This window comes from Klebsiella sp. M041 (assembly GCF_059759695.1).
Map to the genome: position 1 here is coordinate 202,903 of NZ_JCAXWU010000010.1, position 19,511 is coordinate 222,413.

The following is a 19,511-nucleotide window of genomic DNA, read 5'->3' on the forward strand; positions in this document are numbered from 1 at the left end:
AGAATTCCACCGGGCTTCCCGCGGGAAACCCGGCGTTTTATCCTGCCAGGGGGAAAATAGTCGTCAGGTATCCCATGAGTTAAGCAGATTTCCCCTGCTCGTCAACCGGCGCGCCCCGGCGACGGGCGGCCGGGGCGCTGGCGGAAGGCCATTGCGGCATTCCGCCCGGCGAAAGGGAAGATCAGGCGCGGATAAACGCCAGCAGATCGGCGTTGATGGTATCGGCGTGGGAAGTGTGCATCCCGTGCGGGAAGCCAGGGTAAACGATCAGCTGGCTGTTGGGCAGCAGCTGGTCCTGCAGGATAGCGGCATTTTTATAGGGAACCACCTGATCGTCATCGCCCTGCATGACCAGCACCGGCAGCGTAATCGACTTAAGATCTTCGGTCTGGTCCGTTTCTGAAAACGCCTTAATGCCCTCATAATGGGCTTTGGCGCTGCCGATCATCCCCTGTCGCCACCAGTTCTGGATAGTCCCCTGCGACACCTCCGCTCCGTCACGATTAAAGCCATAGAACGGGCCAGAGGCGACGTCGAGATAGAACTGGGCGCGGTTAGCCGCCAGCGCTTTGCGGAAACCGTCAAACACCTCGATCGGCGTGCCGCCAGGATTCTGTTCGGTTTTGACCATCAGCGGTGGAACGGCGCTGATGAGCACCGCCTTCGCCACCCGCCCCTGCGGCTGGCCGTAGCGGGCCACGTAGCGGGCGACCTGGCCGCCGCCGGTGGAGTGCCCGACGTGGACCGCATTGTGCAGATCCAAATGCTCCACTACCGCCGAGACGTCTGCCGCATAATGGTCCATATCATGCCCCTCGCTGACCTGATCGGAGCGGCCATGGCCCCGGCGGTCGATGGCGATGACCCGAAAGCCTTCGGCAAGGAAAAACAACATCTGGTTATCCCAGTCGTCGGCGCTTAACGGCCAGCCGTGATGAAAAACAATCGGCTGAGCTTCCTTTGGACCCCAGTCTTTGAAGTAAATATTGACGCCGTCTTGGGTGGTGACAAATGCCATGTTACAGACTCCTCTTTCAGGATAACCAGCCTGCAGGCCCGTGCCTGGACTGAATGCCGACGGCGGCCGGCTGAGAAGCCAGCCGCGCAGGAATGTGATGCCAGTAACAGTGTAGAAGAAATTTATCACCCCGCCGGACGACTTATCCCGTTTCGCTTGATCGGCTCGCCTGAACCCGGCAAGCGGCGGCGGCTACGCCGCACTCTCCTGCTGGCGGATCCGCACAATCAGCGCGCCGAGCAGCGCCCAGTCCAGCAGCACGGCAAAGGCAAAGTTCACGCCGCCGCGTCCTGCCCCGGCGGTATGCCAGGTCAGCAGCGTCGCCGCGATAGCGACAGCCACGCTCAGCGCCGTGGCGCCGCCGGCGCGGCGCCCCGACAGTGCCGCCCGCCCGGCGGCAATGCGCCAGGCGACAGCCGCCCCCGCGCTGCCGAACGTCACGCCGGGGAGGAGCGCCGGCCAGGCCTGGCCGCCATACCAGGCCACCAGCGCCAGCAGCCAGCCGGCCGCCGACACCAGGAAGGCCCAGCGCGTCGCCGTCAGGGGCGCCCGATAGAGCCAGGGCTGCGCGCGCGCGAATCCCCATCCGGCGCCGAAGGCAGCGATCAGGAGCGCCAGCAGACCCAGCGTGCCGCTCTCCCCGATAACGGGGGCCATGATGAACAGCAAGGCCCCGGCGGCGAAGACCACGCTGAGGGCGATGGCGCGACCGCGCGGGTCGATGGTTCCCCCCTCCTTCGCGACGGCATGGTGGTGTAAAACGTGCATATTCAGCTCCTGACACATTAAACGGCATGAAAATAACTCATGTCATCGTCTTTACATGCCCGTAGCCTATCGCCACTATACAGGGACACACAAACGCATAGTTTTCAGCCATAGATGAGAAAAACTCAGCCATGAGAACCCCCCGCCTGCCGCCGCTGGGTGCCCTGCGCGCCTTTCACGCCGTCGCTCGCCAGCGTAGTTTTAAACTGGCCGCCGGGGCGCTCGGCGTCAGCGCGACGGCGGTCAGCCATCAGATTAAACTGCTGGAATCGGTCCTGGAGTGCCGGGTCTGCGAACGCAGCGCGCAGGGCGTCAGCCTGACCGCCGATGGTGAGATCCTCTACGCCGCTACCCAGCGCGCCTTCAGCGCCCTGGAGCAGGCCGTCGTCCAGATAGCCCAGGCCCGCCAGCCGCCATCCTTAACCGTCACCACCACCTCCAATTTTCTCACCCACTGGCTGGTGCCACGGCTGGCGGACTTCACCGCCCGCTTTCCGGCTATCGACCTGCGTCTGCACACCAGCGTCGAACGGGTGGATCTGCATCTGGGCACGGTGGACGCCGCGATTCGCTATCGCGAAACGCCCGAGCCGGATCTGTGCTGTACCCTGCTGCATAAGGATCGCTTTATCGTGGTCGCCAGCCCGACGCTGGCCCTCAGCCGGCCTGACGATCTGGCGCAGGTGACGCTGTTTCACGTCGCCAACCGGCACGTACCGGCCGATTCGCCGAGCTGGGAGAACTGGCGTCGCCGCTATGGACCGCCGACGCTGAATATTGACGCGGGGTTAACCTTTAGCGATGAAACCCATGCCCTGCAGGCGGCGGTGGCCGGCCAGGGGGCGGTGATCGCCAGCGAACTGCTGGCGCGGGATCTGCTGCAGCGCGGGGTGTTATCCGCGCCATTCAGCGGCGCATTGCCGGGCGCCAGCTACTATCTGGTCACCACCGAAGCGGCAGCGCAGCGGGCGGATATTATCGCGCTGCGGGAGTGGCTGGTGGGTCAGATGGCCCTGGGCGACAGCGGCCAGCCGGCAGCGGGATAGCGGCCTTACCAGCCGCAAACGTTGGTCTCTTCGTCGGACTCATAGCCGCGGACGATATTGATCAGCTCCTTCACCGCATCGGCCGCGGTAAGCGGGTCGCGCAGCGCCGCCAGCGAGGAAAAGCTTTTATCGACCGAGACGCCGTTATTGTTATTGGTGACCGTCAGCACAAACTCCCCCTCTAAATTGTCGTCTGGCAGATCGCTCAGCAGCCCATTAACGGCCTCCACCGCCTGCTGCGGAATATACAAGACCATCGGTTTGAGGAATATTTTTTCTTGTTTCCGCTGAAGCCGGCTATTCTCTACCGCTAAGGTGTAACCTTTATTTTCACTGTTCATAATTTTATCCCTCGATGAGAATTTTCGGATCAACATAGAAGTCGACATTAAAAACCGTGTCCTCCGAGAGGGCCTCAATGCAGTGCCATTTTTCCGGCGGAAAAACGCCAAACTGGCCGGCTTCAATGGTCAGGGTTTCAACCGGTTCGGGGCTGGTTTCATCGGCATAGCCGAGATAGCGGATCGCCCCCTGCATCACCGACAGCCGGGGATAGACCCCCTGGCGGGTGCCAGCGTCCAGATGGCGGCGCCAGATAGAGGCCGGGGCGGTCTCCTTAGTCCACAGCGGCGTGCTGCGGGTATGAACGTAATGGGTGGGAATAATAATTCGCTGCATGATTGCGCCTCACTTTACCGTCGCAAAAGATACGGTCAGAAATAGCCTATATGATGCATATCATATACCTCTTTCAAAGGTGAAGGATATTATTTTCCTGGCGAATTTTACCTCTACTCCTTTTTATACCCCTCTGGGATTAGCGCTAAGGGAAAATAAAAAAGGCGATTTCAGCTTGCTGAAATCGCCCGGAATAATATCTTTAAGGGCCTTCATATTTCATTTAGCGCAGCGGACTCGGTTTGCCGATTAAATAACCCTGCACCAGGTCGCAGCCCAGCGCCTGCAGCGAGGCCAACTGCTCTTCGGTCTCCACCCCTTCAGCCACAATGCGCATATGCAGGCTCTTTCCCATGCTGATAATCAGGCGCACGATATCCAGATCGTCTTTTTGCTCCGGAATATTGATAACAAACGAGCGGTCGATTTTGATTTTATCGAACGGGAAGTAGCTTAAACGCGACAACGAAGAATAGCCGGTACCAAAGTCATCGATGGAGATTTGAATGCCCTGCTCGCGCAGCTGGCTGAGAATTTCCAGCGAACGGGTGTTCTCATTGAACACATCCGACTCGGTGATCTCCAGATCCAGCCGTCGCGGATCGAGTCCAGTCTGCTGCAATACGCTGATAATGGTGTCGGTCAGCGAGGTGTTCATCAGCTGAATCGGTGAAACGTTGACCGAGACCTTGAGCGGCGTCGCCCAGCTGGCCGCTTCGGCACAGGCGGTTTTCAGCACCCACTCGCCGAGGGCATTGATAAGGCCGATTTTCTCTGCCACCGGGATAAACACCGTCGGCGGCACGGCGCCGCGCACCGGATGGAACCAGCGAACCAGCGCTTCATAACCGTAGATTTCGCGCGTAACGGTATCGGCGATCGGCTGGTAGTAGACTTTGAATTCGTCATGGGCCAGGGCCTGCAGCAGATCGTCTTCAAACGATTTATTCTCCTGCAGACGCTGCAGCATTCCGGGCCGGAAAATTTGCACATGGCCGCTGCCCTCTTTTTTCGCCTCATACAGGGCGAGGTCGGCGCACTTGTACAGATAATCGGTCCGGCTTTCGCCATCAGAGATCACGATCCCGATGCAGGCGTCGATATTAATCTGCGCATCGTAGATCTGATAGGGCTGGCTGATCTTCTCCCGGATAACATTGGCCCGCTCGAGCGCCATCTCTTCGGTCAGATCGTAAGAGAGCATCGCGAACTCATCGCCGCCGAGACGATACAACGTCTCTGAGGTTTTACGGAAAAAAGAGAGGCGGCTGGCCAGATCCTGCAGCAGCTTATCGCCGGCGTCATGCCCGAGGGTATCGTTTACATCCTTAAAGCTGTCGAGGTCGAAAAGCATCACCACGGCGCAGCCATTATAGGGGCGCACCTGATTGACGATCTCCTGCAGACGCTGCCAGAAAGAGAGACGGTTGGGCATACCGGTCAGCGAATCATGGTAGGCATCGTACTGCAGTCGACGGTTCTGCACCTGCAGCTTCTCTTTCGAGGCCTGCAGATCGTTGGCCAGGGTTTTCATACGAACGTGGGCGCGCCGCAGGTTATTATTCTGCCGCAGCATCAGCAGCCCGAGGGAAATACACATGGCGATCAGCAGAATGGAGATCACCGAGTAGATATAATAGAGATGCTGAATTTTATCATGGGTGATATTAACGATATTAATATCTTGCGTCAGCGTGGCGGCCGCCATTGAGGTCAGGGGGCCATCCAGTTCGCTTAACACCGGCAGGATCGCTTTAACCTGCGCCGGCGTCATGGTATCAACTTGTTTATCAAGCAAATGGAGATTGCGGATCAGCGTGGCGACCACCGCCTTCCGCTGTTCGCTTTTATTAATAAAGCGACCCAGATCGCCCTCCTGCAGGAGTTCGATCTGGCTCATCATGATCTCGAGGCGCAGGCGCACCTCATCGTGGTCCGCCCCTTCGGCCCCAATCGCCATTCCCGCCAGACGAGACTCCAGTCGCATATATTCCGATACCATCTGCGACATTGACCACGAGTCCGTATAGCGGGTAAATTTTTGCAACTCACTTTGTCGCTCATGCACCAGATAAGTAATATATCCAGTCACAATAAACAACGACAAAATAATAGCCGTGAGTATTCGATTCAAGATCCGACCCTTACTCTATTATAATCTTAGAAACTTGCCAGGCCGATCGGGAATAATAGATCTGGTTCTGTAATTCAGCGCTGCTGTCGTAAGGGTAGACGATAAATAACGGGCCTTTATCCCGAACGCGCATATATTGGCCGTTCATTTTTAACGCCATAATGACCGGGAATTTATAAAAATCGTCCATCGGGATAATGGTGGTGTAGTCGTTGAGCGCCAGCACGCGGACGGATTGGCCTTTAGCGCCGACTAAATCCATGAGTTTATTAAGGGGAATGCCGTCAAAACGGACCTTGCCGGTGTACCAGGGGGTGGTGGTTTCCACCGTCTTCATGCCCAGCTTTTCCAGCATCGCGAGATCAAAAACCGCCTTGTCACCGACGTTCGTATTTCCGATTTTGCCGGAAATGGTCAGTACAGGTTTTCCTGTCGGCGCAGGCAGTTTTTCAGCATAAGCAGAAGGCAACATGACAGAACAAAATAAAACTGCAAGAAGTAGACGCATTTAACTCACCATTCCAGAGAAGGAGACATGTTAAGTGTAAACCATTTACGTCAATTCTTAAAAGGTGCTCCTCTTTGTTATCCGTTGATTTAATTAAAAGTATAAGCTTGCTGGCAAATTGCCAGAATGTTTAGTAAAGGGTGTGATTTCGCCCGCCTTTCCGGTCGCTTATTTTTGCAACAGCTCGCCGCTTAGCAGGCAAACTACTTTCCTCCACGGCCGCTGCGCGGTAGTCTCAGTGCAGACGCTACGCGAAAAGCGTCTCATTCCAATAACAACGAATTACGTGACTGACAGGACAGGGTATGGATTCAACAATAAGCGTGCAGCCCGGTGAGGCGCCGGATTCGCTGCATCGGGCCCGGCGGGCGGCATGAGGCAGCTTTGCCGGCGCCGTGGTCGACTGGTACGATTTTCTTCTCTATGGCATTACCGCCGCGCTGGTGTTTAACCGCGAATTTTTCCCGCAAATCAGCCCGGCGATGGGCACCCTTGCCGCGTTTGCCACCTTCGGCGTCGGGTTTCTTTTTCGCCCGCTGGGCGGGATTATCTTTGGCCACTTCGGCGACCGTCTCGGGCGCAAGCGGATGCTGATGATGACCGTCTGGATGATGGGTATCGCCACCGCCTGCATCGGCCTGCTCCCCTCATTCAGTCAGATCGGCTGGTGGGCGCCGGTGCTGCTGGTGTTCCTGCGGGCGGTTCAGGGCTTTGCCGTCGGCGGCGAATGGGGCGGCGCGGCGCTGCTCTCGGTGGAGAACGCGCCGAAGGGAAAAAAAGCCTTTTACAGCAGCGGGGTGCAGGTGGGCTACGGCGTCGGCCTGCTGCTCTCCACCGGGCTGGTATCGCTGATCAGCAGCCTGACCACCGACGAGCAGTTCCTCAGCTGGGGCTGGCGCTTACCCTTCCTGTTCAGCGTGGCGCTGGTCCTGATTGCGCTGTGGATCCGTAACGGTATGGCCGAATCGCAGGAGTTTGAAGCCCAGCAGAGCCAGGCCAACGCGCCGCAGGTGAAAAAGCGGCTGCCGGTAGTGGAAGCCCTGCTTCGCCATCCCGGGGCGTTTTTACTGATTATTGCCCTGCGGTTGTGCGAACTGCTGACCATGTACATCGTCACCGCCTTCGCCCTCAACTACTCGACGCAAAACCTCGGCCTGCCGCGCGAGCTGTTCCTCAACATCGGCCTGCTGGTGGGCGGCCTCAGCTGTCTGACTATCCCCTGCTTCGCCTGGCTGGCAGACCGCTTTGGCCGTCGGCGGATCTATATTACCGGGGCGCTGATCGGCACGCTGAGCGGTTTTCCGTTCTTTATGGCGCTGGAGAGTCAGTCCGTTTTCTGGATCCTGTTCTTCGCCCTGATGCTGGCCAATATCGCCCATGATATGGTGGTCTGCGTCCAGCAGCCGATGTTTACCGAGCTGTTCGGCGCCAGCTATCGCTATAGCGGCGCCGGCGTCGGCTACCAGGTGGCGAGCGTGGTCGGCGGCGGCTTTACGCCCTTTATCGCCGCGGCGCTGGTCACCTTCTCCGGGGGCTCCTGGCACAGCGTGGCCCTCTATCTGACCGCGGGATGCCTGCTGTCAGCGCTCACCGCGCTGCTGATGAAAAAGCATACCGTCGACTGACCAGCCTTCGGAGGGCGCGACCCGCGCCCTCCGGTAAGGAGAACGCATGTCTCTGTTGCCCCTGGCCGACTGCTGGCCACGCCGCTTTACCCCCGCCTCGCTGGCGCTGCAGTTTTGCGAGGACCCCACCCAGGCGGAACAACCGCTGTTTGCCAAAGCCGGCGCCGGCGAGGCCGTCGCCCAGCTCTGGCAGGCGCCGCAGGGATTCGTGGTGCCGGGGAGCTATCGTCAGTTTGCGGACCTGCCGGCGGTCAGCGCGCATTTTGCCGCGCGGGGCTGGCCGGTATGGCTTCGCCGCTCCGGGGGCGGTCTGGTGCCCCAGGGGCCGGGGATTATCAACCTCAGCCTCGCCTGGCCGGTGCAGCAGCCGCTCGGCGAGGCCGCCGAACCCATCTATCACTCCCTGTGCGCTGTGCTGCAGCGCACCTTCGCGCGCTTCGGCGTTGCCAGCCACGCCCGGGCGGTGAGCGGTTCCTTTTGCGATGGCCGGTATAACCTCGCCTGCGGAGAGGAAGAGGAGGCGCGCAAGATTGTCGGTACCGCCCAGTACTGGCGGCCGCTGACGGCGAGCGGCGGCCATGTGGTGCTGGCCCATGCGGTGATCCTTATTGACGTCGATCTTAGCGCGGCGCATCAGGCGGCGAACGCCTTCGAAGCGCAGCTCGGCAGCGGGCGGGTCTACCGCGCCGACAAAACCGTCACCCTGGCGCAGTTGCTTCCCGGCGAGCGCCATCTGCTCCCCCGCTTCAGCGAGGCGCTGGCCCGGGAGCTGGACGCGGCTCGCTGAAGGTCGCTTTCAGGTAGCGGCTAAAGGTCTCCACCGCGCGCGACACCCGCGGAGTATAGGGCCGGATGACGTACAGCCGATCGGCGAACACCTCCACCGGCTGCCACGCCGGCAGCAGCTCCTGCACCAGCCCGCGGCCGATAGCCTCCCGGGCGCTAAAATCCGGCAGCAGCGCCACCCCCAACCCCGCCAGCACCGCATCGCGCAGCGACTCGCTGTTGTTGGTGGCGAACGGCCCCTGCACGTTGATGGTCACCCGCTCATCGGGCGTCTGGCGGGAGGCGAACGTCCACTGCGGGCGCTGGGGCCCACGGGGATAGGTCAGGCACTGGTGTTGACGCAGATCGTCGGGCGTCTCCGGGCGGCCATGGCGGCGAATATAGTCGGCGGATGCGACGATCAGCGTGGCCGTGTGGCACAGCGGCCAGGCGACGTGGGTGTCCGGGAGCGCCTCGCGCCGACAGTGGCGGATGGCGAGGTCGAACCCTTCGCTGCCGAGAGAGACCAGCCGGTCGGTCACCTCCAGCTGCAGATGCAGCTGGGGATGTTGATGTAAAAAGGGCGCGATCGCCGGCACCAGCTGCTGACGGGAAAAGGCCACCGGCGCGGTCAGGCGCAACGTCCCCCGCAGCGGTCCGCCCTCATCGCAGGCGCCGGTGAAAATATCCCGCAGCTGGCCAAACGGCTCACTGAGCTCCGCCACCAGCCGTAGCCCGTCGTCGCTGAGGCTGACGCTGCGGGTGGTGCGATGGACCAGCGTTTTACCGGTCACCCGCTCCAGCTCGCTGATTTTCTGGCTGATGGCCGACTTGCTGATCCCCAGCTTTTCCGCGGCCCGGGTATAGCTTTTCTGCTCTTCCAGCACCGTCAGCCAGTAAAGATGGGCCCAGTAACTCTCCGGACGACTCTCGCTCATATTGATTGTTCACCAGTAAAAACAATGTATTCAACTATAGCGGTTTTTGCCCGCGACGGCATCGGCTAGCATCCATATCAGACAGCGATTATTCCCTAACGATAAGGACCACCTGCATGCCATTACTGACATTTGACCTGATTGAAGGCCGTACGGAACAGGAGATCAGAACCTTGCTGGATGCCGCTCATCGCGCCGTGCTGCGCGCCTTCGAGGTACCGGAACGCGACCGCTACCAGATTGTTCACGAAAACAAAGCCCACCATATGGTGATTGAAGACACCGGCCTCGGACTGACCCGCACGCGGGATCAGGTGGTGGTGCGGGTCTATACCAGCCCGCGCAGCGACGCGCAGAAGCAGCGTTTCTTCGCCATTCTGCAGGAGGAGCTGGCGGAGCACTGCGGCCTGAGCGGCGATGATGTGATGGTGTCGATTATCAGCAACCAGAAAGGCGACTGGAGTTTTGGCCGCGGGGTCGCGCAGTATCTTACCGGCGATCTCTAAGCCGCGGCCGGGAGGGCGCTGTCAGCGGCGGCCTGCCGCCGCGATGCGCTGGCGCGCCTGCTGTTCGATATTTTCCAGCAGTTCCTGGACATCGTCTTCGTCAATGTCGAGGAACTGGCCTTCCAGCAGGGCGGCGTGAATATCTTCCCGGGTAACCGAAATGCCCAGCGGCACCGCACGGGATTTGACCTCCTCCGCCGCCAGCGGATGGGGGTAGCGGCGGCCAACCAGATTGTTAAACACGATGGCCAGCAGCGCCAGCATCAGCGAGTTGAGCAGCACCGGCGTCAGCACAAAGTGATAGCCTTCGCTGTGTACCCCGGCGCCGCCGAGGATCGCCGTCAGGGCCACCGCGCCGCCGGGAGGATGCAGGCAGCGCAGAAAATACATCCCGGCGATGGCCAGCGCCGCCGCCAGCCCGCAGGCCAGCGCCGGGTCGGGCACCAGAATCCCCACCGTGACGCCGATCAGCGCCGACAGCACATTACCGCCGACAATCGACCACGGCTGCGCCAGCGGACTGCTCGGCACGCCAAACAGGAGTACCGCCGATGCGCCCATGGGGGCAATAAACCACAGGTTGACTTCGCCGAGCAGCCAGTGGCTGAACATGCTGGTCACCGCCAGCCCGGTGCCGGCGCCGATGGAGCCCAGCACAATATGCCGACGAGCCACCGGCAGCGCGTGCGGCTTCAGCCGCCCAAGGAAAATCCGCAGCCGTGAAAACAGGCCTGCGGGAATGACACTCAACATCGCTTTATCGCTCAGATCATAGGAGTTACTTATATTTTATTTTCTTTTTTTAACCTTACATTAACAACCCTGTATTTAGCAGGGGATCGCGCGGGCGGCGATTTCCGGGCGGCGCAGGGCTGTGAATTCTCGCCCGGGCTGATAGAATCCCTTTTCTGTCAGGGGGATACCCCTTTTGCGAACTGAAGGTCATAACCCAGTGAATAATAAAATCTCTTTAGCGAAAGAAGTGGCATGGGCCAGCCAGAATATGCCGCGTACCCTGCGTCAGGTCGCCGCCCTGCCCGACCTCAGCGGCGTCCGCCTTGCCTGCTGTATGCACCTCGACATGAAAATGATCCCGCTGGTGCAGGGGATCCTCGACAAGGGTGCTCAGGTCTTTTTAACCACCTGTAACCCCACCACCGTACAGGACGACGTGGTGGCCTGGCTGGTGGAGCGCGGCGCCGAGGCCTGCGCCTGGCGCAATATGAGCGATGCCGACTGGCAACAGTCATGGGAAAAAGCGATCGCCTGGCAGCCCACTCACCTGTGCGAAATGGGGGCCGATATCACCACCCTCCTCCATCAGCGCGGCGAGTTCGGCAACATCGTGGCGGGTCTGGAAGCCACCGGCTCCGGCGTCAATCGGCTGGGGGATATTCAGCCCGGCTATCCGATCTTTAACTGGGACGATCTGCCGGTCAAAGAGGGGCTACATAACCGCCATATGGTCGGACTCACCGCCTGGCACACCTTCTTCCAGACCACTCATCTCACCCTGCATGAGAAAAAAGTGCTGGTGATCGGCTACGGCCTGGTTGGCCAGGGCGTCGCGGCGGCGGCAAAAGCCTTTGGCGGCCAGGTGATGGTGGCGGAGATCGATCCTGCCCGTCGGCTGCAGGCGGCCTATGACGGCTGGCACGTGGTCGATCTCCAGGAGGCTATCGCCTCGGCGGACGTGGTAGCCACCGCGACAGGCGGTAAAAACGTGGTTAATCGCCAGGCGCTGGACCGGGCGAAAGCGGGCGTGTTTATCCTTAACGTCGGCCACGTGGCGGAAGAGATCGACGGCGAGTACCTGCGCCAGTACCCTCAGGAAGAGGTGATGCCGTATATCAACGCCTACCGCATGGCTGACAAAACCGTCTACCTGATGGCCAATGGCTCGATGCTCAACCTGACCGCCGGCTTCGGCGACAGCCTTAACGCCTTTGACGTCACCCTGGCGGTGATGGCCAGCGGTATCGGCCATATTGTCAGCGACGGTATGCGCGCCCCGGCGCAGGTTTACCTACTGCCGCAGGCGGTCTGGCAGCAGGCGCTGTAAACGCAGCGCATCGTCCCCCTATAGTGGAGACGATGCGCTTTTTCATCAGGACGCTGGCGCGCTGTCGGGCAGCACAATGTTGCTCTGCGCCAGGGTCCCCATCTGGTGGTACATCGCGCTGGCGGCATCCAACAGGTGCATGGCCAGCGCGGCGCCGCTGCCCTCCCCCAGGCGCATGTCCATATCGAGATACGGGCGCAGACCCAGCGCGTCGAGGGCGATCCGCGCTCCTTTCTCCGCCGACAGGTGCGAAGGGATAAGATACGGATGCGCCGCCGGGGCCATGCGGCAGGCCGCCAGAGCCGAAGCGTAGGAGAGGAAGCCATCCAGCACCACCGGCAGGCCGCAGGAGGCCGCCCCGAGGATCACCCCGGTCATACCCACCAGATCAAAACCGCCCACCTTCGCCAGCACCTCCAGCCCGTCCGCCGGGTTCGGCTGGTTATGAGCGATCGCCTGGCGCACCACCGCCACCTTATGGCCCCGCTGCGCCAGCGGCAGATTGGCCCCGCAGCCCACCACCGCGTCGGGGTCGCTGCCGGTCAGGACGCTGATCGTCGCAGCGGCCGGGGTGGTATTGGCCATCCCCAGCTCCCCCACGCCAAAGACGTTCACCCCGTCGGCGGCGAGCTGGCGGGTGAAACGCATGCTGGCCAGCAGCACCGTCTCCGCCTGCTGACGGCTCATCGCCGCCGTCCGGGCGATATTCCCGCTACCGCGGGCCACCTTGAGGTTGATCAGGCCCGGCAGCGGCTCGGCGTCGATGCCGACATCCACCACCTCCACTCTCACGCCGGCCTGCGCCGCCAGCACGCAGACGCCGGTGTTGCCCCGCACCATATTGCCGGCATGAATGGCCGTCACCGCCTGCGGGGAAGGGGTCACGCCTTCATGCCAGACGCCGTGGTCGGCGCACATGACCACGATGGCTTTTTCAGTCAGCGCCAGCTGCCCCTGCAGCCCCGGCAGACCGGCCAGCTGTACCGCCAGGCTCTCCAGACGGCCAAGGCTGCCGGGCGGCTTTAACAGGCCATCAATATGCTGCTGCGCGCGCGCCATGCCCGTCACATCGGGCTGCGGAATGGCAGCCAGTAACGCCGAAAGTGTTTCCATTCTGTTCCTCACCGTTGATGCCAGGCCTTACAGTAGCGCCAGTAAAAAGAGTAATTCACCCAGCTCGATCGCCGCTCCGAGGGTATCCCCGGTCTGCCCGCCGAGGGTTCGCTTCAGCGCCCACCCCAGACCCCAGATCAGCACCAGGGCGATCAGCGCGGCGCGCAGCCCCTGCAGCCCCAGCAGGGCGGTGGCCAGCGCGATCGCCAGCGCCATCGTCACCAGCGTCTGCTGCAGGCTAATTTTGCCAATAAACAGATTGCCCAGCCCTTTTTCCCGCGCATAGCGATGGCGATACATCAGCAGCACCGCCATTCCGCGACCGACGGCGCAGGCCGCCGCCAGCGCCGCGATGGGGTTGACATCGCGCAGCAGCAGTTCGCCGACCACCAGCACCTTCGCCACCAGCACAAAAATCAGCGCCAGCCCGCCGTGGGTACCCAGCCGGCTGTCGCGCATGATCTCCAGCATTCGATCGCGGGTGCGGGCGGAGAAGATGCCGTCGCAGGTATCGGCCAGCCCGTCAAGGTGAAATCCGCCGGTGAGCAGCGCCAGCGCCAGCGCGCCGAACAGCGCCGCCAGCGGGACGCCGCACCACGGCTGCAGGAGGTACACCACCGCGCCGGCGATGGCGCCGAGCAATAAACCGACCAGCGGGAAGGTGACGATACTGCGCTGGTACTGTTCGATCTCCAGGCCCTGAGATAACCGCGCCGGGACCGGCAGACGGCTGATAAACGAGAGTGCGGCAAAGAATGACTTAATCACGTGGGGTTGACTCCTGTCGGCGAAAGCAGCGGAAGAGATTCTGTCGCGCCCGGTCAGCACCTGAGTATGTCTTCTGGCGAATCGATCGTCGGAGAGGTGAGAGGTGTTGAGATATCGCCCTGACGCCGCTGCGTCAGATGCCCGGCCAGGATGAGAGAAACCTTTCCGATATCAATACGTTTTCGCGGGGCAGTATAGCAAAGAGTCGGTGGAAAGAGGCAGTTGCCGGCACAAAGTTTTCGCAGAAAAAGAGACGGGAGGTGGTAGTGCAGAACAGCCCGGCGACGCTGACCGCCGCCGGACAGCTGGGATTAGCCTTCGACTTTGGCTTCACCCATCACTTTCAGTTTTTTAGAGATGTCGCGGCGCTCTTTGGACAGCTCGGCATTCTTGATGATGTAGTCATCAACGCGGTCTTCGTAATCGCTCTTCATGCTGGCGATGATGCCCTGGATGGCTTCCACGCTCATGCCCGGTTTGATGTAGTCGCTGAGGTTGTCCAGCAGCAGAACGCGCTTCTGGTTATCACGGATCTTTTTCTCAACGTCCTGAATTTCACGCTGCAGTTTGTTCTTACGACGGTACAGACGAACAAACTCCAGTACGTCCTGGAAAGAAGGCTTAGTTGTTTCCATTTTTACACCCCTAATAATTGAGATTCGGATTCGTAAAGCGACTGCGTTATAGGGCTAACATAACTGCTAGCAGTCGCTGATGACAATGTTTTTTCCTTTGCGTTTATCATAACCCTAAACGCTGCTGAATCGAAACAACCCATGCAGTTACCCGGTGCATCTGGTGCTTATTTGCGCAACGCGCGGCAGATCAGATGCGACAGCAGCTCCAGCTGGCGCGCCAGTTCAATAGAGAGCCAAACATAGCCATGGATCGGGGTTTCCGCCAGGCTATCGTCACCCTGCTCTTTCATCAGCTGGCGCAGTTCGAGGACGATCTCATTCAGCTTTTCATTATTGGCGCGCACAGGCTGAGGGTTCCCTTCGTACAGCGCGTGGGCGATGGCCAACAGCGTCTGCTGGGTCATCTGCTGCGTCTCCCGCAGGGTGTGCGCATTGAGCATGACGAAGTGGCCCGGACGGGTTGCCCACCAGGCGTTGATCTGCAGCTCCAGCATGCACACGAGGTTGCGGCTGACGGTCTGGATAGCCTCGAAGATCGCCTTCTGGATGTGCGTCTCTTTGCTGGCGGGGGTGATCAGCCCGCGCATTTTGACGACGTCGTTGAGCGCCTGTTGGAGATGCTTTTCCAGCCGCGGCCGATCCACCAGATTTGGCGAGAAGCCGGCCTGGTAGAGGCGGTTGAAGTTGGTGACATAGCTGGCCATCTGGATGCGCCAGTGGATAAACGCCCGCTGTGGCCAGATACCGGTAAACAGCATCGCCAGCAGCGAGCCGAAGATCACGTCGCCGCTTCGCCACAGCGCGGTATGCATATCGCCCGGCGGCGCCCCGACCACCACCGACAGGGTGATGCCGATCAGCAGCGCCTGATAGGGTTTCTTGCCCAGCGCCAGCCAGCCGCAGAGGAACATCGCCGCCGCGCACCAGAGGACCATCAGCGGCAGCGAGATAAGCTCAAGCTTCAGCGCCACCAGCCCCAGCGCCGAGCCGAGGATCGTGCCGCCGATGCGCTGAAACGCCCGCGGCACGACGTTGCCCCAGAAGGAGATCGGCCCCATTACCACCACCAGGGTGATGAGAGGCCAGGTCCCCTCAGGCACGTTCAGCAGCCGCACCAGCAAAAAGGTGAGCACAAAGGCCAGCGCAATCCGCACACCATGCACCACCCGATAATGGCGATACAAGCGGATCTCAAATGGCTTGAGTGATTTATCAGCGCGCACAACCCTCTCCGGCAAAACGAAAAGGCCAATTGTAACTGCTTTTTCGCCCGGAGCGTGCCGGGAATGTAAAAATCCTTGTCCGGAACAGGGGTAAATCGCTACGACGCGACGCGGGCGACGGGAACATACATGTCGATTTCCCAGTAGCCGTCGTGGTTGCCGTCGTTAAGATAGACCTCAAAGCAGGGCTGAGGGGCGATGCGATACGCCGTGCTCTGCAGCAGGCTGTCGAAAAACTGCCTCCACGGGGTGGCGAAGTCGTGATCCACCACCCGCGCGCGGGCGCAGGCGTAATCCCCGCCGGCAATCGCCGTTATGATCACCCCTTCGCTGTTGGCGGGAATGACGTAATCCTCGTCAACCGCGACCACGGTGGCGCAGCGCAGTTTTTCCGCCGGCACGTCCTCCGGGTTATCGTAGTAGACGGCAAGCCACTCGCGGGCGGGCACCTGCTGGCCCTCAACCCATATCATCAGTTGCTCAAACCCCTGCCTGACGGTTTGATCCCAGGGCCCGACCAGATGGAAACCGGCAATGGTTTTCTTGCCGAGGGGGGTGACGCTGTAGTTCATCTTGCCTCCTTTGGAGATAAATGACTGTATGAATATACAGTTAATTTAACAGGAGATCCCCCCTCAGTATGTGCGCGAATTCACAGAGTCGCCATTGCGGCTGATGAAAAAAACGGCGATGTTGTCACCGTGTCTGCCGGGCGGCAGGCGAAAAAAAACCGCCTGCAAAGAGGCGGTTGGCGTGGTTACAGCTCGTGGTGCAGGTAATCGCTCATTCGCGAGAACACCCCGCCTTTATTAATGCTTTCGAGGGTGACCAACGGATAGTGGCCCACGACCTTGTCGCCGTCATACAGCGAAATCTCGCCGACCCGCTGGTTGGCGGCGATCGGCGCCTCCAGATCCTTTTTATCCAGCACGTATTTCGCCTTAATCCGCGACACTTCCGCCTTCGGCAGCGCTAACCAGAAATCCTGATCGGTGCCGAGCTTAATCTGCTCTTTATCGCCGTACCAGATGCGCTCGCTGCCGACCTTCTGCCCCTTCTGCAGCACCTGCACGGTGTCGAAGTTTTGCTGCCCCCAGTGCAGCAGTTTCGCGGCCTGCTGCTCGCGGCCTTTCGGGCTGTCGGCCCCCATCACCACGGCGATCAGCCGACGCTGGCCATCCACCGCCGAGGCGATCAGGTTGAACCCGGCGCCCGACGTGTGTCCGGTTTTCAGGCCATCGACGTTCAGGGTTTTATCCCACAGCAGACCGTTACGGTTTTGCTGGGTAATGCCGTTCCACGTCAGGCTTTTCTGGCTGTACATGTGGTAGACGTCAGGCTCACCATGGATAATCGCCCGCGACAGCACCGCCAGGTCATAGGCCGAACTGTGCTGGCCCGGGGCATCGAGGCCGTGGACGGTTTCGAAATGGGTATCCTGCAGATGCAGTTTTTCGACATACTGATTCATCAGGGCGACAAACTGCGGCTGACCGCCGGCGACATAGTCAGCCAGCGCGACGCAGGCGTCGTTGCCGGAGTCGACAATCAGCCCGCGGCTGAGGTCGCGGACGCTGACGCGATCCCCTGGCTTTAAGAACATCAGGGATGACCCGTCGAACACCGGGTTGCCCTTCGCCCAGGCGTCTTTCCCCACGGTGACGATATCGTCAAAGGTGATACGATGGCTGTCGATGGCGCGATCGACCACGTAGCCGGTCATTAATTTGGTCAGGCTGGCAGGATTGCGCTGCTGATGTTCGTTACCCGCGGTCAGTACCTGACCGGTGGTGTAATCCATCAGCACCCAGGAGCCAGCCTGAATGGAAGGCGGCGCGACCGTAGCAGGTAAGTCGACGGCAAATGCGCAGGAAACGCTCGAAGCGAGCAAAGATACAGCAATAAACAAACGGCCTTTCAACGGCATATCCTCTAGATTTACAGATCCGCCGTCCTTTTTACGGAACTTCGCGTTTCATATCAGGGTTTAATTGCAAGAAAATATGACACGGCGGAGGATGTTGCTTGCCGTTACCCTTCTGATGACCGGGCAAATCGTTTACCATACCGGTCGCACGCCACCACGGATAATGAACAGACTATGCAAGACAGCGTCAACCAGCCCGGATTTTTATTCCACGATTATGAAACCTTCGGCACCAGCCCTTCCCTTGACCGGCCGGCGCAGTTCGCCGCCATCCGCACCGACGCGGAGTTAAACGTGCTGGGCGAGCCCGAGGTGTTTTACTGCAAGCCCGCTGACGATTACCTGCCGCAGCCGCAGGCGGTAATGATCACCGGGATCACCCCGCAGGAAGCGCTGGCCAAAGGGGATAACGAGGCCGCGTTTGCCCGCCGCATCCACGATCTGTTCACGGTGCCGCAAACCTGCATCGTCGGCTATAACAACGTGCGCTTTGATGACGAAGTGACGCGGAATATCTTCTATCGCAACTTCTATGACCCTTATGCCTGGAGCTGGCAGCACGATAACTCGCGCTGGGATCTGCTCGACGTGATGCGCGCCTGCTATGCCCTGCGTCCGGAAGGGATCGCCTGGCCGGAAAATGACGAGGGTCTGCCGAGCTTCCGCCTTGAACATCTGACCGTCGCCAACGGTATTGAACACCAGAACGCCCATGACGCGATGGCCGACGTGTACGCCACCATCGCCATGGCGAAGCTGGTGAAAACCCGGCAGCCGCGGCTGTTTGACTATCTCTACAGCCACCGCAATAAGCGCAAGCTGGCGACGCTCATCGACGTGCCGCAGATGAAGCCGCTGGTGCATGTCTCCGGCATGTTCGGCGCCGCGCGCGGCAACACCAGCCTGGTGGCGCCCCTGGCCTGGCATCCGGAAAACCGCAATGCGGTGATTATGGTCGATCTGGCGGGGGATATGGCGCCGCTGCTGGAGCTGGATGCGGACGCCCTGCGCGAGCGGCTTTACACCCCGCGCGCCGAGCTTGGCGATCTGCCGGCGGCGCCGATTAAGCTGGTGCATTTGAACAAATGTCCGGTGCTGGCCCAGGCCAATACCCTGCGCCCGCAGGATGCCGACCGGCTGGGGATCTCCATTCAGCGCTGTCTGGAGAATGCCCAGCTGCTGCGGGCGAATCCGCAGGTGCGGGAGAAAGTGGTGGCGGTGTATGCCGAAGCCGAGCCGTTCGTGCCGTCCGAAAACGTCGACGCCCAGCTTTACAATGGGTTCTTTAGCGATGCCGACCGCGCGGCGATGAAAATCGTGCTGGAAACCGAACCGCGCAATCTGCCGGCGCTGGATATCACCTTCGCCGACAAGCGCATCGAACGCCTGCTGTTTAACTACCGGGCGCGCAACTTCCCCGGCACGCTCGATGAACATGAGCAGCAGCGCTGGTTAGAGCACCGTCGTCAGGTATTTACGCCTGAGTTTTTGCAGGCCTATGCCGATGAGCTGCAGATGCTGTATCAGCAATATGCGGATGATAAAGAGAAGCTGGCGCAGCTGAAGGCGCTGTGGCAGTACGCGCAGGATATTGTCTGATTGGCTGAAATTCCCGGGTTGCGGCTAACGCCTTTCCCGGGCTACAAACGATGACCGGGGAGGACACCTGACCGTAGGCCCGCGCAAGCGCAGCGCCGCCGGGCATTGCATCCCCGGTTCGTGCTTACCTTTTTGCCCGGGGCGGCTTCGCCTTACCGGGCCTGGGCGCTGGTACCTGAGTAGCCCGGGTAAGGC

19 protein-coding genes and 1 pseudogene are annotated in these 19,511 nt (G+C 60.4%); 6 read left to right on the plus strand and 14 right to left on the minus strand.

The window, feature by feature from the left end; genetic code table 11:
* Positions 1-181: 181 nt before the first annotated feature.
* Together AC6CWS_RS15450 and AC6CWS_RS15455 are read right to left on the minus strand one after the other, a co-directional pair.
* Positions 182-1,018, minus strand: a complete 837-nt coding sequence (locus tag AC6CWS_RS15450) for an alpha/beta fold hydrolase (protein WP_023290318.1) — start codon at positions 1,016-1,018, stop codon at positions 182-184.
* Positions 1,019-1,210: 192 nt separating this feature from the next.
* On the minus strand, positions 1,211-1,786 hold the full coding sequence (locus AC6CWS_RS15455; protein WP_498256414.1) for a hypothetical protein: 576 nt from the start codon (positions 1,784-1,786) through the stop codon (positions 1,211-1,213).
* 131 nt (positions 1,787-1,917) lie between these two features.
* On the opposite strand from AC6CWS_RS15455, the gene AC6CWS_RS15460 reads away from it, so the two are divergent.
* Positions 1,918-2,832 carry a LysR substrate-binding domain-containing protein gene (locus AC6CWS_RS15460; protein WP_049013775.1) on the plus strand — a complete coding sequence of 305 codons (915 nt, stop codon included), beginning with the start codon at positions 1,918-1,920 and terminating at the stop codon, positions 2,830-2,832.
* Between the two features lie 5 nt (positions 2,833-2,837).
* Here the strand turns inward: AC6CWS_RS15460 and AC6CWS_RS15465 are convergent, their stop codons facing one another.
* From AC6CWS_RS15465 to AC6CWS_RS15480, 4 genes are all read right to left on the minus strand, one after another.
* Positions 2,838-3,173 carry a DUF1869 domain-containing protein gene (locus AC6CWS_RS15465; RefSeq protein ID WP_057216128.1) on the minus strand — a complete coding sequence of 112 codons (336 nt, stop codon included), beginning with the start codon at positions 3,171-3,173 and terminating at the stop codon, positions 2,838-2,840.
* Positions 3,174-3,177: 4 nt separating this feature from the next.
* Complete coding sequence (locus AC6CWS_RS15470; RefSeq protein WP_002911866.1) at positions 3,178-3,510, minus strand: TehB family protein; 333 nt, start codon at positions 3,508-3,510, stop codon at positions 3,178-3,180.
* Positions 3,511-3,733: 223 nt separating this feature from the next.
* On the minus strand, positions 3,734-5,644 hold the full coding sequence (locus AC6CWS_RS15475; RefSeq protein WP_032428929.1) for a putative bifunctional diguanylate cyclase/phosphodiesterase: 1,911 nt from the start codon (positions 5,642-5,644) through the stop codon (positions 3,734-3,736).
* Between the two features lie 10 nt (positions 5,645-5,654).
* Entirely contained in the window at positions 5,655-6,152 is a 498-nt protein-coding gene (locus AC6CWS_RS15480; protein ID WP_032428930.1) for a putative pterin-binding protein, read from the minus strand.
* Between the two features lie 305 nt (positions 6,153-6,457).
* Here AC6CWS_RS15480 and shiA point away from each other — a divergent pair.
* Both shiA and AC6CWS_RS15490 read left to right on the plus strand, forming a co-directional pair.
* Positions 6,458-7,777 (plus strand): annotated as a pseudogene (shiA, locus tag AC6CWS_RS15485) (shikimate transporter).
* Between the two features lie 46 nt (positions 7,778-7,823).
* Positions 7,824-8,564, plus strand: coding sequence for a lipoyl protein ligase domain-containing protein (locus tag AC6CWS_RS15490; protein WP_130941704.1), 741 nt, complete (start codon positions 7,824-7,826; stop codon positions 8,562-8,564).
* Here AC6CWS_RS15490 and AC6CWS_RS15495 read toward each other — a convergent pair.
* Positions 8,524-9,480: a LysR family transcriptional regulator gene (locus AC6CWS_RS15495; RefSeq protein ID WP_048297844.1), complete on the minus strand. Its 957-nt coding sequence runs from the start codon at positions 9,478-9,480 to the stop codon at positions 8,524-8,526. The two genes, AC6CWS_RS15490 and AC6CWS_RS15495, sit on opposite strands and share 41 nt — an antisense overlap.
* Positions 9,481-9,596: 116 nt before the next feature.
* On the opposite strand from AC6CWS_RS15495, the gene AC6CWS_RS15500 reads away from it, so the two are divergent.
* Complete coding sequence (locus tag AC6CWS_RS15500) at positions 9,597-9,986, plus strand: tautomerase family protein (protein ID WP_023290327.1); 390 nt, start codon at positions 9,597-9,599, stop codon at positions 9,984-9,986.
* A 21-nt stretch (positions 9,987-10,007) separates the two neighbouring features.
* On the opposite strand, the gene AC6CWS_RS15505 is transcribed toward AC6CWS_RS15500, so the two are convergent.
* Entirely contained in the window at positions 10,008-10,739 is a 732-nt protein-coding gene (locus tag AC6CWS_RS15505) for an HPP family protein (protein WP_065881018.1), read from the minus strand.
* 199 nt (positions 10,740-10,938) lie between these two features.
* Here AC6CWS_RS15505 and AC6CWS_RS15510 point away from each other — a divergent pair, with 199 nt between their 5' ends.
* Entirely contained in the window at positions 10,939-12,048 is a 1,110-nt protein-coding gene (locus tag AC6CWS_RS15510; RefSeq protein WP_004203536.1) for an adenosylhomocysteinase, read from the plus strand.
* Positions 12,049-12,093: 45 nt separating this feature from the next.
* Here AC6CWS_RS15510 and cobT read toward each other — a convergent pair whose 3' ends face one another.
* The 6 genes from cobT to dacD form a co-directional block, all read right to left on the minus strand.
* Positions 12,094-13,161 carry a nicotinate-nucleotide--dimethylbenzimidazole phosphoribosyltransferase gene (gene cobT / locus AC6CWS_RS15515; RefSeq protein ID WP_130941706.1) on the minus strand — a complete coding sequence of 356 codons (1,068 nt, stop codon included), beginning with the start codon at positions 13,159-13,161 and terminating at the stop codon, positions 12,094-12,096.
* Between the two features lie 27 nt (positions 13,162-13,188).
* On the minus strand, positions 13,189-13,929 hold the full coding sequence (cobS, locus tag AC6CWS_RS15520) for an adenosylcobinamide-GDP ribazoletransferase (RefSeq protein WP_023290330.1): 741 nt from the start codon (positions 13,927-13,929) through the stop codon (positions 13,189-13,191).
* 311 nt (positions 13,930-14,240) lie between these two features.
* Positions 14,241-14,564: a DUF496 family protein gene (locus AC6CWS_RS15525; protein ID WP_002911883.1), complete on the minus strand. Its 324-nt coding sequence runs from the start codon at positions 14,562-14,564 to the stop codon at positions 14,241-14,243.
* 167 nt (positions 14,565-14,731) lie between these two features.
* Entirely contained in the window at positions 14,732-15,790 is a 1,059-nt protein-coding gene (locus tag AC6CWS_RS15530) for an FUSC family protein (protein WP_004203544.1), read from the minus strand.
* Positions 15,791-15,888: 98 nt separating this feature from the next.
* A complete protein-coding gene (gene sbmC / locus AC6CWS_RS15535; RefSeq protein ID WP_130941707.1) occupies positions 15,889-16,362 on the minus strand; it encodes a DNA gyrase inhibitor SbmC in 474 nt (157 codons plus the stop codon).
* A gap of 185 nt (positions 16,363-16,547) precedes the next feature.
* Positions 16,548-17,711, minus strand: coding sequence for a serine-type D-Ala-D-Ala carboxypeptidase DacD (dacD, locus tag AC6CWS_RS15540; RefSeq protein ID WP_023290332.1), 1,164 nt, complete (start codon positions 17,709-17,711; stop codon positions 16,548-16,550).
* A gap of 180 nt (positions 17,712-17,891) precedes the next feature.
* Here dacD and sbcB point away from each other — a divergent pair, with 180 nt between their 5' ends.
* Complete coding sequence (sbcB, locus tag AC6CWS_RS15545) at positions 17,892-19,316, plus strand: exodeoxyribonuclease I (protein WP_021313318.1); 1,425 nt, start codon at positions 17,892-17,894, stop codon at positions 19,314-19,316.
* Positions 19,317-19,511: the final 195 nt, after the last annotated feature.